The sequence below is a fragment of the Vibrio cyclitrophicus genome (assembly GCA_023206055.1).
In the GTDB taxonomy this organism is placed as follows: domain Bacteria; phylum Pseudomonadota; class Gammaproteobacteria; order Enterobacterales; family Vibrionaceae; genus Vibrio; species Vibrio cyclitrophicus_A.
This window is the reverse complement of record CP065366.1, coordinates 109503-123680: the sequence shown is the minus strand read 5'-3', so window position 1 is coordinate 123680 and position 14178 is coordinate 109503. Positions and strand designations below refer to the sequence as shown.

Genomic DNA, 14178 nt, shown 5'->3' with positions numbered 1-14178 from the left:
ATCCAACCAACGACATAAGAAGTGGTTTGGAGATTTAACTTCCAAGAATATTTAGAGAATGGTGGGCGATACCGGGCTCGAACCAGTGACCCCCTGCTTGTAAGGCAGGTGCTCTCCCAACTGAGCTAATCGCCCACGATAGTTTTAATTCCTTCGCGGAGAAAGAATGGTGGGTCGTGCAGGATTCGAACCTGCGACCAATTGATTAAAAGTCAACTGCTCTACCAACTGAGCTAACGACCCAATGGTATCCCGTAGGGGAGTCGAACCCCTGTTACCGCCGTGAAAGGGCGGTGTCCTAGGCCTCTAGACGAACGGGACACTGCTAATTCATCTCTACTTTAAAAAGTAGAAACAAACCTTGAAGAACTTGGGAGTTCTTCATCTCTTTGCTTTTCTAAACCTAATCAATCTGTGTGGACACTCATCGTAAGTATCTTCGTATAAGGAGGTGATCCAGCCCCAGGTTCCCCTAGGGCTACCTTGTTACGACTTCACCCCAGTCATGAACCACAAAGTGGTGAGCGTCCTCCCCGAAAGGTTAAACTACCCACTTCTTTTGCAGCCCACTCCCATGGTGTGACGGGCGGTGTGTACAAGGCCCGGGAACGTATTCACCGTGACATTCTGATTCACGATTACTAGCGATTCCGACTTCATGGAGTCGAGTTGCAGACTCCAATCCGGACTACGACGCACTTTTTGGGATTCGCTCACTATCGCTAGCTTGCTGCCCTCTGTATGCGCCATTGTAGCACGTGTGTAGCCCTACTCGTAAGGGCCATGATGACTTGACGTCGTCCCCACCTTCCTCCGGTTTATCACCGGCAGTCTCCCTGGAGTTCCCGACATTACTCGCTGGCAAACAAGGATAAGGGTTGCGCTCGTTGCGGGACTTAACCCAACATTTCACAACACGAGCTGACGACAGCCATGCAGCACCTGTCTCAGAGCTCCCGAAGGCACACCTGCGTCTCCGCTGGCTTCTCTGGATGTCAAGAGTAGGTAAGGTTCTTCGCGTTGCATCGAATTAAACCACATGCTCCACCGCTTGTGCGGGCCCCCGTCAATTCATTTGAGTTTTAATCTTGCGACCGTACTCCCCAGGCGGTCTACTTAACGCGTTAGCTCCGAAAGCCACGGCTCAAGGCCACAACCTCCAAGTAGACATCGTTTACGGCGTGGACTACCAGGGTATCTAATCCTGTTTGCTCCCCACGCTTTCGCATCTGAGTGTCAGTGTCTGTCCAGGGGGCCGCCTTCGCCACTGGTATTCCTTCAGATCTCTACGCATTTCACCGCTACACCTGAAATTCTACCCCCCTCTACAGCACTCTAGTTCACCAGTTTCAAATGCAGTTCCGAGGTTGAGCCCCGGGCTTTCACATCTGACTTAATGAACCACCTGCATGCGCTTTACGCCCAGTAATTCCGATTAACGCTCGCACCCTCCGTATTACCGCGGCTGCTGGCACGGAGTTAGCCGGTGCTTCTTCTGTTGCTAACGTCAAGATGCGCAGCTATTAACTACACACCCTTCCTCACAACTGAAAGTACTTTACAACCCGAAGGCCTTCTTCATACACGCGGCATGGCTGCATCAGGCTTTCGCCCATTGTGCAATATTCCCCACTGCTGCCTCCCGTAGGAGTCTGGACCGTGTCTCAGTTCCAGTGTGGCTGATCATCCTCTCAGACCAGCTAGGGATCGTCGCCTTGGTGAGCCATTACCTCACCAACTAGCTAATCCCACCTAGGCATATCTTGACGCGAGAGGCCCGAAGGTCCCCCTCTTTGGCCCGTAGGCATTATGCGGTATTAGCCATCGTTTCCAATGGTTATCCCCCACATCAAGGCAATTTCCTAGGCATTACTCACCCGTCCGCCGCTCGACGCCCATTAACGCACCCGAAGGATTGTTAGTGTCGTTTCCGCTCGACTTGCATGTGTTAGGCCTGCCGCCAGCGTTCAATCTGAGCCATGATCAAACTCTTCAATTTAAGATTTTGTGACTCAACGAATACTGACTTCAAAACTATTCTTTATAAATAAAGAGTGTAATTTTAAAGCTATTACCATTCCAACAGAATGGTAATGAATTGACTGTGCCAAAATTAAGTAAACTTAATTTTGTATTGGTCACTCAGTTCATTGAAATCAAGTTTGTTACCGAAGTAACTGTTACTACCTAAGTAATAACGTTTTGATATTCATCAACGAGTGCCCACACAGATTGATAGGTTTAAATTGTTAAAGAGCTTTTCCTTTTTGAGCTTCGCTCAAATCGGACGGCCATTTTAGCGATTTAAGTTTTAGTGTCAACCACTATTTTCAAAACTTTTTTCAAGCGCTTAGCTTGGCTAATTTGACCTACTGATTCGTTCCTGCTTTTGAAACCTAAGCTTCGAAGCCATCCCGTGTCAGCGAGGTGGCATTATAGAGATTTCGATCACACTGGCAAGCCCTTTTTGAAGTTTTTCTCGTTTTTTTATTCGTTCGATTAAAAAGAGCACAAAACGCCTCAAAAGTAGGCTTTTCTCTTACATCTCTTGCAGTTTCTTAGAGAATAAAGAGACTTTTTCCCAGTTTGTGTACTCAACTTCCTTGGTTGTATCCGTTTCGCCACCAGTCATATTCATAATGAAGCGAATCATGGTTTTATCGAACCAGTTGTAACGTGGGTAATAGAGGGCACCGGCAAATACACCGATTAACGTCGGCTGCCACGGAGACTTTATAAGAAACTTCTTAATGTAAGCACTCCCTTCTGGTGTATCTTTGCCTTGGTCTTCTTTACGCGCTGTTAAGTTCACGCAGAAGAACGCAACCTTGTTTGATTGCAGCTGACTAAGGTTGGCATCAATGAACTGATATAGCTTCTTATTAAGGTGGCCGTAACGAATCGATGCACCGATCAATACCCTGTCATATTGAGCAAAGTCGACATTACCAGTTGTGTGCAGATCTTGAAGCTCACATTCGAACTCATTCATTTCTTCTTTTATATAGTTCAAGATTTTCTTGGTCTGGCCTTCACGGCTTGAATACAAAAATAGAGCTTTTGCCACAATGTTGTCCTTAGCTACGCCAAAACGTAGGGGTCAATAAGATTAATAAGGTGAAAATTTCTAATCGGCCAAATAGCATAGATACAATAAGTACCCATTTTGCTTTGTCATTCACATCGCCAAAGTGCACCGCTACTTCGCCAAGGCCCGGGCCGAGGTTATTCAATGTTGCGGCCACGGCAGAGAACGCACTCAACTCATCCATGCCGGTTGCAATAAGAGCCAACATACAAACCACAAAAACCAGAGCGTATGCAGAGAAGAAACCCCAAACCGCATCCACGACACGTTGTGGTAGTGCAGAACCACCAACCTTGATGGTATAGACAGCGCGCGGGTGAACAAGACGCTTCATTTCACGAGCACCTTGCAGAGTAAGTAGTAAGATTCGAATCACTTTCATACCACCACCCGTAGAACCTGCACATCCCCCTATAAAAGAAGAGAACAAAAGCAGTACGGGCAAGAACAGTGGCCACTCTGAAAAACCAGTCGTGGTGAAACCAGCAGTTGTAGATATAGACACGGTTTGGAACAAGGCTTGATCGAAAGCGTCGTAGTACGAGTCATAAGAGTGGTGATTCAGTAACAATAAGAAACAAACCAAAAACAGCACTGCTTGAATAAAGATAAAAGCGCGGAATTCAGGATCTTTCCAGTAATACTTAGGATGCACACCACCTGAAGCAAAAGCAGCGAAGTGAAGTGAGTAATTACACGCAGATATAAGAAGGAACACAACCGTAATCATGTTGATAGCAGGACTGTTGAAATAGCCCATGCTTGCATCATGCGTTGAGAAGCCACCAATAGCGATAGTCGAGAAACTATGGCTGATCGCATCAAAGAAACTCATACCGGCTAGCCAAAACGCTACCGCACAAGCAATCGTTAGACTGAGATAGATGTACCACAGCGCTTTTGCCGTTTCAGCGATACGCGGGGTCATCTTACTGTCTTTTACAGGGCCTGGAATTTCAGCTCGGTACAGCTGCATGCCACCGATACCAAGAACAGGAAGAATGGCTACCGCCAATACGATGATACCCATACCACCGAACCACTGCAGGAATTGGCGATAAAACAAAATAGCCTTAGGCAGATCATCAAGGCCGACAATAACCGTCGCCCCTGTGGTAGTTAATGCAGAAAAGGATTCAAAGAAGGCATCGGTTACCGAAACACTCGGGTTATCAGCGATCAAAAACGGTAACGCACCCGCACTGCCGATTACCGTCCAGAACAAAACAACAATCAAAAAACCATCACGCGCTTTCAATTCATGTTTATAGCGGCGGTTTGGAAACCAGCAAGTTGCTCCGCAAAATAATAGAACGAAAAAAGTCGTCACAAATGGCACACCCGCACCATCTCGATAGATAAGTGCGACTAGCGCAGGTGCGAGCATTGATACACTAAAAAGTGCTAATAATAATCCGACGATTCGAATAATTGAGCGAAATTGCATGAGCTATTGAACGAAGCGAAATGCTTCACACTTCCTAGTTATCTTTGACTTTCGTTACCAGTGCCTTAGCACCGCTTTTATTGATCATGGTTTGGGTAAACGAATCTACCTGCAGGAGCTCTATTTCAATAATAAGCTCAACTTGAACACCATAATCCGCTTGGACCTCAACAGCTTGATGCTGAGCCATGATGGATTGCGCAATTGGCACAAAGCCATAGTCTAACTCTAGCCGTAATTTTGTGGTTATTTTTTTCTCGATTGTTTGAAGCAGCTTGAGAGCTTGTTGCACTCCTCCGCCATAGGCCTTAACCAAACCACCCGTTCCAAGCTTAATTCCACCTGAATAACGAGTCACCACAGCCGTTAACTCACCGACACCAGAACCAGACAGTTGTGCCAAGATCGGCTTACCTGCTGTACCTGAGGGTTCACCATCATCGCTAAAGCCCCAAAGCATTGAATCTTCAGGTCGCCCTGCCACAAAACCCCAACAATTATGTCGCGCTGAAGAATGCTCTTTCTTTACCTGCTCTACGAACTGTTTGGCAGCTTCTACACTTGGAGTATGAGCAAGATGAGTAATAAAGACGCTCTTTTTTATCTCTTCTTCAAACAGAGCCGACGCAGACGGTATTAAATAGGGCTGTTCATTCATATCGTTAACTTAATTAATAAGAGCGGCGAAGTGTATCACGCGTGAATAATAAGGGTTAGAGGATCTGTGCTATCGCACAATGTTAAACAATTGTTTAAAAAATGTATTGAAATTCACCAAGCAGAGGTACAGACTAAGGTAACTGGTCTTACCAGGTATTCTACAATAATAGAAAGATAACAAGATTCTCTCAAACAATCGTGGATTGTATGTCATGGAGATAGACAATGATTTACCAAGCTAACACCCTACAGGTAAAGGAATTACAAGATGGTATTGCGGAATTAAGCTTCTGCGCTCCGGCCTCTGTAAACAAACTCGACCTTGCTACTTTAGAATCACTAGATAAAGCGTTAGACGCTCTTAATGCTCACGCAGGATTACGTGGTTTAATCTTAACTTCAAACAAAGACGCGTTCATTGTAGGCGCAGACATCACTGAATTTCTTGGCCTATTCGCTAAGCCAGAAGCAGAACTTGATGAATGGTTAAGATTCGCAAATTCAATCTTCAGCAAGCTCGAAGACCTTCCTGTCCCAACTCTTTCAATGATGCGTGGCCATGCCCTTGGCGGAGGCTGTGAATGTGTACTGGCTACCGATTTCCGTATCGGTGACAAGACCACCAGCATTGGCCTACCTGAAACCAAACTTGGCATCATGCCTGGCTTTGGTGGTTGTGTACGCCTGCCTCGTGTTATCGGTGCTGACAGCGCAATGGAAATTATCACTCAAGGCAAAGCATGCCGTGCTGATGAAGCGCTTAAGGTTGGCTTGCTAGATGCCATTGTAGATACAGACCAGTTATTAGAATCGGCTATCAACACCGTTTCTCTGGCAGCCAATGAAAAACTCGATTGGCAGCTACGTCGTAAACAAAAAACATCAGCGCTTTCACTAAGCAAACTAGAAGCGATGATGAGCTTTACCATGGCTAAGGGCTTAGTGGCTCAAAAAGCAGGGCCTCATTACCCAGCACCCATCACTTCGGTTATCGCTATCGAAGAAGCAGCACGTAGTGATCGCGATGCAGCACTCGACATCGAACGTAAACACTTCGTTAAGCTAGCGAAATCTGAAGAAGCAAAAGCATTGGTCGGTCTATTCTTGAATGACCAATACATCAAAGGCCTAGCGAAACAAGCGGGTAAGTCTGCCAACAAAGCGACTGAACGAGCAGCGGTACTTGGCGCTGGCATCATGGGCGGCGGTATTGCTTACCAATCAGCATTGAAAGGCGTGCCAGTGATGATGAAAGACATCGCACAAGCATCACTTGATCTAGGAATGAATGAAGCTTCTAAGCTGTTGAATAAACGTTTATCGCGCGGTCGTCTCGATGGATTCAAGATGGCAGGTATTCTGTCTTCTATTACTCCAAGCCTACATTACGCAGGTGTTGAGCAGTCAGATGTGATTGTGGAAGCCGTTGTAGAGAACCCTAAAGTAAAGGCAGCCGTACTGAGCGAAGTGGAAGGTTTGGTTGGTGAAGACACGGTTCTTACATCAAATACCTCAACGATTCCGATTAACCTGTTAGCGAAATCTTTGAAACGCCCAGAGAACTTCTGTGGCATGCACTTCTTTAATCCAGTGCACCGCATGCCTTTGGTTGAGATCATCCGTGGCGAGCATACTTCAGAAGAAACGATCAATCGTGTGGTTGCTTACGCAGCGAAGATGGGTAAATCCCCTATCGTTGTTAACGACTGCCCAGGCTTCTTCGTTAACCGTGTACTTTTCCCTTACTTTGGCGGTTTCAGCATGTTGCTACGTGACGGTGCTGACTTCACGAAGATCGATAACGTCATGGAGCGTAAGTTCGGTTGGCCAATGGGCCCTGCTTACTTGCTAGACGTTGTAGGTTTAGACACAGCACACCACGCACAAGCAGTAATGGCGCAAGGTTTCCCTGAGCGTATGGGTAAAGAAGGTCGTGATGCAATTGACGCGCTTTACGTCGCTGAGAAATACGGCCAGAAGAACGGCAGCGGTTTCTATACATACAGCGTGGACAAACGCGGTCGCCCGAAGAAAACCTTCTCTGAAGACATTCTTCCTATCTTGGCTGACGTATGCCAACAGCCGCAAGACTTTGATGACCAGACAATTATCCAGCGTGTGATGATTCCAATGATCAACGAAGTGGTGCTTTGTTTAGAAGAAGGCATCATCGCAACACCGCAAGAAGCGGATATGGCACTGGTTTACGGTTTAGGCTTCCCTCCATTCAGAGGCGGCGTATTCCGCTACTTAGACAGTGTGGGTATTGGTAACTTCGTTGAAATGGCGAAGAGCTACCAAGACTTAGGTGCAATGTACCAAGTTCCTCAACTATTGCTTGATATGGCAGCGAAGGGCGAAAGCTTTTACGACGGCCAACAAGCCAGTTCTCTGTAACCCACATTTGGAAAAGGAATAGCAAAATGAATAATGTAGTTGTTGTTGATTGCCTTCGTACCCCAATGGGACGTTCCAAAGGTGGAGCTTTCCGTCACACTCGTGCTGAAGATCTATCGGCACATTTGATGAAAGGCATTTTAGAGCGCAACCCAGAAGTAAACCCTGTCGAAATTGAAGACATTTACTGGGGTTGTGTACAACAAACGCTAGAGCAAGGCTTTAACGTGGCTCGTAACGCTGCCTTGCTTGCTGGCCTACCGATTGAAATTGGTGCAGTAACGGTGAACCGTTTATGTGGTTCATCTATGCAAGCTTTGCATGATGCTGCTCGTTCAATCATGGTTGGAGATGCGGAAATCTGCTTGATAGGTGGTGTAGAACACATGGGTCATGTACCTATGAACCACGGTGTCGATTTCCACCCAGGCATGTCTAAACACGTAGCAAAAGCAGCAGGAATGATGGGCTTAACGGCTGAGATGCTTGGCAAAATGCACGGTATCAGTCGTGAAGACCAAGATGCCTTCGCTGCTCGTTCACACGCTAGAGCACAAGCTGCAACAGTAGAAGGTCGTTTCAAGAACGAAATCCTACCAACAGAAGCTCACGCAGCAGACGGTTCACTGTTCACTCTGGATTACGATGAAGTTATTCGCCCAGAAACAACGGTTGAAGGTCTATCTCAGCTTCGCCCGGTATTTGACCCAGCAAACGGAACGGTAACAGCAGGTACTTCATCAGCATTGTCTGATGGTGCATCGGCAATGCTGATCATGAGTGAAGATAAAGCCAACGCGCTTGGCCTTAAGATCCGCGCTCGCGTGAAGTCGATGGCTATCGCGGGTTGTGATCCTTCAATAATGGGTTACGGCCCAGTACCGGCGACTCAAAAGGCGTTAAAACGTGCAGGTCTGAACATTGAAGATATGGGCGTTATTGAGCTCAACGAAGCGTTCGCTGCTCAATCTCTACCATGTGCTAAAGATCTCGGTCTATTGGATGTAGTTGACGAGAAAGTTAACCTTAACGGTGGTGCGATTGCACTCGGTCATCCACTAGGTTGTTCTGGTTCTCGTATATCGACCACCCTAATCAACCTGATGGAAGCGCAAGACGTGAAATACGGCTTAGCGACCATGTGTATTGGTTTAGGCCAAGGTATTGCAACGGTATTTGAACGCCCATAGCGATCACTGACAGTAATACTTGCAGGGTAATCTTTTGTGCAGCTATATTTATATAGCTGCACTTTTTATTACCCGGCATCCGATAATCTATCGATTCGTTCAGCGAACTTGGCAAAAGAAAAAGCACCACCTACATCTATGCACAAAACGCATAGATTCAATGTTGATGTTTCATTATTTTTTCTCCAACGATTCAACTAAAGTTACTTCAGTTTCCTAATATTCCTCCTACGGAGCAGATCATGTTTAAAGCACTTGTACTAAACCAAGAAGACAAAAAAACTATCGCATCAGTTTCTCAAATTGATGAGTCTCAATTACCAGAAGGTAACGTGAAGGTTGATGTGAGCTACTCTTCTTTGAACTACAAAGATGGTTTGGCGATAACAGGTAAAGGGCGCATTGTTCGCAACTTCCCTATGGTTCCTGGTATCGACCTTTCTGGTGTGGTTTCACAATCTGATGACCCTCGCTACAAAGCGGGCGACGAAGTGGTTCTGACGGGTTGGGGTGTAGGTGAAGGCCACTGGGGCGGCATGGCTGAGAAAGCAAGCCTAAACGGTGACTGGTTAGTGCCAATGCCTGCAGGTCTTGACGCTAAGAAAGTAATGGCGATTGGTACAGCTGGCTTCACTGCTATGCTTTGTGTGCAAGCTATCGTAGATGCTGGTATCAAACCTGAAGACGGTGAAATCCTAGTAACCGGTGCAAGTGGTGGTGTAGGCAGCGTGTCTATCACTCTACTTAACCAACTGGGCTACAAAGTGGCAGCAGTGACTGGCCGTGCTTCAGAAAATGGCGAGCTTCTAAAATCACTAGGCGCGACACGCATTGTTGAACGTGCGGAACTAGAAGAACCAGCAAAACCACTTGAGAAACAACTGTGGGCTGGTGCTATCGATACAGTAGGCAGCAAAGTACTTGCGAAAGTATTGGCGCAAATTGATTACAACGGTGCGGTTGCAATGTGTGGCCTAGCTGGCGGCTTTGACTTACCAACAACGGTAATGCCATTCATTCTGCGTAACGTTCGCCTACAAGGTGTTGATTCAGTAATGTGCCCTCGTGAGAAACGTATTAAAGCGTGGGAACAACTTGCTGAGTTGCTACCTGAGTCTTTCTACGGCCAAGCGACTAAAGAAGTATCTTTAGATGGCGCTATTCAAGCGGCAGAAGACATCACTAACGGTCAAATCACTGGTCGCGTAGTTATAAAGCTTTAGTAATCAGCTAAGGTTTAAATATCCAAGATCAACAAAGGGCTGATAGTAATCAGCCCTTTTGCATTTTTGTCGTTTGGATCGAGTAAACCAAAGCTAGATCTAAGTTAAGTTAACCCAAGCCAACATCCGCAATACGCTTCTGAATCAACTCACCACACTCCTCTTTTACCACTCTTCTTAACCATTGTTGCGAGGCAGAAGAATCGCAGCGTGAGTGCCAGATCAGTGAGTAATCAAACGGCATAAACTCAAATGGCAACGGCTTGACGACTAAATCATAACGCTCTGCCACCAAATAAGCCAAATCAGCGGGTACAGTTATCACTAATGGCATTCTATCAACAATCGCCAATGCAGCCTCAAGGTGATAAGCACGCAGCACCATTTTGCGAGGTTGTTGATTGGCTAAAGCGTTATCCAATAAAGCTTTAACACCATCACTGATCGCAATCATCGCATGTGGGAGTGAAACATAGTCTTCAAGGCTTAAAGGCTGATCCGCTAATGGGTGGTTTTTAGATAACAGACACGACACACCAACCGGCCCTAATACTTCTTGATGAAGTGGTGCAATGCTGCCACTCGGACGACAGATCGCCATATCAACGCGTTCGGTGCTGAGTTGTTTAAACAAATGCTCATGCTGCAGCGGTGCAAACTCCAGAGAGATGTTCGGCGCTTGCTCATAAATCTTCGGTAGTGCATAAGGTAAGATGGTTTGCATCGCGTAGTCAGTGGTCGCAATCAAAAAGCGCTCACTGCAATAATAAGGATCGAAATCACTCGGGCTAAGCAGTTGGCGGAATGATTCTAAAGGCTGATCAATGCGCTGGCTGATCTCAAGTGCTTTTTTGGTGGGGATAAGGTGCTGACCTTGACGCGTAAACAAGGGATCGTTGAGTAACTCTCTTAAGCGCCCTAATACTCGGCTGGTTGCCGACTGACTTAAGTTAAGACGAATCGCAGCCTGGCTAACACTGCCCTCTTCAATCAATACCTTTAAAGCGACCAATAAATTAAGGTCTCTACGATAGATGTCTTCTAATTCCACGCCACTTACCTAGCTGTATACAATGATCATTGGTCACTAAGTTGTTTATAGCATGCTTTAGATAAAAAAAATCCCGCAATTACGCGGGGAAGCCCAAGAAAATTTGGGGATAGTGTCGGAATGTTGTCGTATCGGAATTTGCTTGTAGTACTCGGGTTAGTGCTCTTGCTCCTCGGCTATGCCTTGCCAACGGCGCATCTCTACCCAAATACCAATAATCGTTGCTACTATGCCAAAGATTGGCATTAGAGAGGTCTCTGTCGATGAGCGTAGTACTAACGCACAAAAAGAAATAAAACAGAGAACTGAATAAATTGTTAATCTATCTAATCCTGTCAACATCGCCACTCCTTAGCTAGTTGCCTTTGCTTCAAGTTGTTATCAACTTGTTAACTAAGTTATAGGAAATGATTCTGTTTGCCAAGCACTTATTGCATATTTTTTCTGCAGACGTATTATTCACTCGTTAGATAGATATAGAGATACAAACCATGACATTCAAACCTGAACTGGCAACCCATACTTTAGAAGCTGAAGGCCTGCGTTGCCCGGAACCAGTAATGATGGTCAGGAAGACAATTAGAAACATGCAGGATGGCGATGTGTTACTGGTAAAAGCTGACGATCCTTCGACAACTCGAGATATTCCGAGCTTTTGTCGATTCATGGATCACCAGTTGGTAGGCCAAGCAACAGAAACGTTGCCTTACCAGTATTTGATCAGAAAGGGATTGGAGGCGTAACGCCCCACCGACTATCAAGTATCAAAAAAGCCGCTCGTACCTTATGTTCTTAAACAGAACTCAGAGTACGAGCGACTTTTTGTTTATTCGCTTCTAGACTTGTTTTGCAGATGCTCGAGCTGATGCTGAATTTCCCGGATATCTTTGCGCATCGGAATAATATGCGCGACCCGAATCCAAGCCTCAACCGCAAGCGCAGTCATGATGATGGCACCCGCGACCATTGGCAGCCACATGTCCGTCAACACCATGCCTAATAGTGTAAGTGCAAGACCAAAGGTAAATAGATAACTTTGGCTTTGTGGAGTAATACCCATATAACGCGTCAACATAATCATGCCCTCGTGTTCTTAACTCACAATATTAAAATATCATGACAAGTATGACAGTTATATGTCCATTCGCTCGATAAACCCCACAATACTGTAAGAGTATGACCTACAACACATTACTCTACTGATTGAGTATAATAAGACTCAATACTACCTGTTAATAGAAAGCCGCAGCGATAGCTAAACCCACGAATAATAAGGCCGTGATCTTACGAATCAGGTCAAGCGGCATCTTATCTGCCGACAACTTACCGATGATAACCACTGGCACATTCGCCAATAACATACCGATCGTAGTACCTAGAATCACCCACATTAATGCATCAGAGTATTGAGCCCCTAGAATGGAGGTCGCTATCTGGGTTTTATCACCAATCTCAGCAATGAAGAACGCGATGAAACTGGCGACAAACGGGCCTCGGTTTGAGATCTGCTCATCGTCATCCAACTTATCGGGAATCAGAATCCAGCCCGCCATAGCGATGAAACTGACCACCAGCACCCACTTTAAAACTTCAGGTGAAAGATAATCGGCGACTACAACCCCGAGCCATGCAGCAAGGGCATGATTGGCAATGGTGGCAAAGAAGATAGCCGCAATGATAGGTATCGGTTTTCGATATCGACTGGCTAATAAAAGGGATAGCAACTGGGTCTTATCACCGATCTCGGCTAAGGCGACAGTTGTAATTGAAATTGCTAAAACGCTCACGACATGCTCATTTGGGATGGAGATTATTATATTTAACCAAAGACAAACCTCGCGCCCCATCCCGGTTCACGATGCTTGTCTAAGGTCTTGCTAAGCGCCACCAAGGTGGTGGTTGCCTCGAACGCCATGATGATTTTGCATCAATTATGTTGACGAACGAACTCATTCAATAGGATATGAATAAGTAAGCTACTCCCCAAAGACCGCGAGATTTTAATCACCCACGCTTTCAAACACAAGTGTCAAACTTATCAAAATATCCACTTGTGCCGAAAAACAAACATTAAAGGCAAAAAAATCCACTAAACGACATTTTAGACCACTAATTAAACAAGATTACCCCTACTCGCCTTACCAATATCTCGGTATACTCAGAGGTTATTTTTATCATTCATTTAAAAGAATCGCGCGAACCTGACTATGCAAAAATACGATATCAAAACCTTCCAGGGAATGATCCTCGCGCTGCAGGATTACTGGGCTCAAAACGGTTGTACCATTGTTCAACCTCTAGATATGGAAGTAGGTGCAGGCACCTCTCACCCAATGACATGTCTACGAGCACTTGGCCCAGAGCCAATGTCTACAGCTTACGTACAACCTTCACGTCGTCCTACTGATGGCCGTTACGGTGAAAACCCTAACCGTCTGCAGCACTACTACCAATTCCAAGTAGCGCTAAAACCATCGCCAGACAATATCCAAGAGTTGTACCTAGGCTCACTAGAGGTTCTTGGTGTTGACCCACTTGTTCACGATATTCGCTTCGTTGAAGATAACTGGGAAAACCCAACATTAGGCGCATGGGGCCTTGGTTGGGAAGTATGGCTAAACGGCATGGAAGTAACTCAGTTTACTTACTTCCAACAGGTTGGCGGCCTTGAGTGTAAGCCAGTAACTGGCGAGATCACTTACGGTATCGAGCGTCTAGCAATGTACATCCAGGAAGTAGATTCTGTTTACGACCTAGTATGGAACGTTGCACCAGACGGTTCTAACGTGACTTACGGTGACATCTTCCACCAAAACGAAGTTGAGCAATCAACATACAACTTCGAGCACGCAGACGTAGATTTCCTATTCACTTTCTTCGACCAGTGCGAGAAAGAGTGTAAAGAGCTACTTGAGCTTGAGAAGCCACTTCCGCTTCCAGCTTACGAGCGCATTCTAAAAGCAGGCCACGCATTCAACATCCTTGATGCGCGCAAAGCTATCTCTGTAACAGAGCGTCAACGTTACATCCTTCGTATCCGCAACCTGACTAAATCAGTTGCTGAGGCGTACTACGCGTCACGTGAAGCGCTTGGCTTCCCAATGTGTAAGAAGGATAAATAA

12 protein-coding genes, 3 tRNA genes and 1 rRNA gene are annotated in these 14178 nt (G+C 45.9%); 5 read left to right on the top strand and 11 right to left on the bottom strand.

The window, feature by feature from the left end; translation table 11 throughout:
* Positions 1–59: 59 nt before the first annotated feature.
* The 7 genes from ITG09_00610 to ITG09_00580 all read right to left on the bottom strand — a co-directional run bounded on the left by ITG09_00610 (position 60) and on the right by ITG09_00580 (position 5193).
* A tRNA-Val gene (locus tag ITG09_00610) sits at positions 60–135 on the bottom strand.
* A 32-nt stretch (positions 136–167) separates the two neighbouring features.
* Positions 168–243 (bottom strand) — tRNA-Lys (locus ITG09_00605).
* 2 nt (positions 244–245) lie between these two features.
* A tRNA-Glu gene (locus ITG09_00600) sits at positions 246–321 on the bottom strand.
* 123 nt (positions 322–444) lie between these two features.
* Positions 445–1999: ribosomal RNA gene (locus ITG09_00595) — 16S ribosomal RNA — on the bottom strand.
* Between the two features lie 540 nt (positions 2000–2539).
* Positions 2540–3067 (bottom strand): menaquinone-dependent protoporphyrinogen IX dehydrogenase, encoded by a 528-nt coding sequence (hemG, locus tag ITG09_00590; GenBank protein UPR52215.1) that lies wholly within the window; start codon positions 3065–3067, stop codon positions 2540–2542.
* 10 nt (positions 3068–3077) lie between these two features.
* Positions 3078–4535, bottom strand: coding sequence for a potassium transporter (locus ITG09_00585; protein UPR52214.1), 1458 nt, complete (start codon positions 4533–4535; stop codon positions 3078–3080).
* Between the two features lie 34 nt (positions 4536–4569).
* Positions 4570–5193, bottom strand: a complete 624-nt coding sequence (locus tag ITG09_00580) for a YigZ family protein (protein UPR52213.1) — start codon at positions 5191–5193, stop codon at positions 4570–4572.
* 227 nt (positions 5194–5420) lie between these two features.
* On the opposite strand from ITG09_00580, the gene fadB reads away from it, so the two are divergent.
* From fadB to ITG09_00565, 3 genes are all read left to right on the top strand, one after another.
* Positions 5421–7592 (top strand): fatty acid oxidation complex subunit alpha FadB, encoded by a 2172-nt coding sequence (gene fadB / locus ITG09_00575; protein ID UPR52212.1) that lies wholly within the window; start codon positions 5421–5423, stop codon positions 7590–7592.
* A 26-nt stretch (positions 7593–7618) separates the two neighbouring features.
* Positions 7619–8782, top strand: coding sequence for an acetyl-CoA C-acyltransferase FadA (fadA, locus tag ITG09_00570; protein UPR52211.1), 1164 nt, complete (start codon positions 7619–7621; stop codon positions 8780–8782).
* A gap of 242 nt (positions 8783–9024) precedes the next feature.
* Entirely contained in the window at positions 9025–10005 is a 981-nt protein-coding gene (locus ITG09_00565) for an oxidoreductase (protein ID UPR52210.1), read from the top strand.
* Between the two features lie 109 nt (positions 10006–10114).
* Here ITG09_00565 and ITG09_00560 read toward each other — a convergent pair whose 3' ends face one another.
* Both ITG09_00560 and ITG09_00555 read right to left on the bottom strand, forming a co-directional pair.
* On the bottom strand, positions 10115–11056 hold the full coding sequence (locus tag ITG09_00560; protein ID UPR52209.1) for a LysR family transcriptional regulator: 942 nt from the start codon (positions 11054–11056) through the stop codon (positions 10115–10117).
* A gap of 156 nt (positions 11057–11212) precedes the next feature.
* Positions 11213–11398, bottom strand: a complete 186-nt coding sequence (locus ITG09_00555; GenBank protein UPR52208.1) for a hypothetical protein — start codon at positions 11396–11398, stop codon at positions 11213–11215.
* Positions 11399–11547: 149 nt separating this feature from the next.
* On the opposite strand from ITG09_00555, the gene tusA reads away from it, so the two are divergent.
* Complete coding sequence (tusA, locus tag ITG09_00550) at positions 11548–11799, top strand: sulfurtransferase TusA (protein ID UPR52207.1); 252 nt, start codon at positions 11548–11550, stop codon at positions 11797–11799.
* 83 nt (positions 11800–11882) lie between these two features.
* Here the strand turns inward: tusA and ITG09_00545 are convergent, their stop codons facing one another.
* Both ITG09_00545 and ITG09_00540 read right to left on the bottom strand, forming a co-directional pair.
* Complete coding sequence (locus tag ITG09_00545) at positions 11883–12137, bottom strand: hypothetical protein (GenBank protein UPR52206.1); 255 nt, start codon at positions 12135–12137, stop codon at positions 11883–11885.
* A gap of 151 nt (positions 12138–12288) precedes the next feature.
* Positions 12289–12843, bottom strand: coding sequence for a TMEM165/GDT1 family protein (locus ITG09_00540; GenBank protein UPR52205.1), 555 nt, complete (start codon positions 12841–12843; stop codon positions 12289–12291).
* Positions 12844–13263: 420 nt separating this feature from the next.
* Here ITG09_00540 and glyQ point away from each other — a divergent pair, with 420 nt between their 5' ends.
* The gene (gene glyQ, locus ITG09_00535) at positions 13264–14178 is read left to right on the top strand and encodes a glycine--tRNA ligase subunit alpha (protein ID UPR52204.1); all 915 of its coding nucleotides are present in this window, start codon (positions 13264–13266) and stop codon (positions 14176–14178) included.

Coding starts and splice junctions, on each gene's coding strand:
- ITG09_00585 (UPR52214.1), bottom strand. CDS start 4,535: ATGCAATTTCGCTCAATTATTCGAATCGTCGGATTATTATTAGCACTT.
- ITG09_00580 (UPR52213.1), bottom strand. CDS start 5,193: ATGAATGAACAGCCCTATTTAATACCGTCTGCGTCGGCTCTGTTTGAA.
- fadB (UPR52212.1), top strand. CDS start 5,421: ATGATTTACCAAGCTAACACCCTACAGGTAAAGGAATTACAAGATGGT.
- fadA (UPR52211.1), top strand. CDS start 7,619: ATGAATAATGTAGTTGTTGTTGATTGCCTTCGTACCCCAATGGGACGT.
- ITG09_00565 (UPR52210.1), top strand. CDS start 9,025: ATGTTTAAAGCACTTGTACTAAACCAAGAAGACAAAAAAACTATCGCA.
- ITG09_00555 (UPR52208.1), bottom strand. CDS start 11,398: ATGTTGACAGGATTAGATAGATTAACAATTTATTCAGTTCTCTGTTTT.
- tusA (UPR52207.1), top strand. CDS start 11,548: ATGACATTCAAACCTGAACTGGCAACCCATACTTTAGAAGCTGAAGGC.
- ITG09_00545 (UPR52206.1), bottom strand. CDS start 12,137: ATGATTATGTTGACGCGTTATATGGGTATTACTCCACAAAGCCAAAGT.
- glyQ (UPR52204.1), top strand. CDS start 13,264: ATGCAAAAATACGATATCAAAACCTTCCAGGGAATGATCCTCGCGCTG.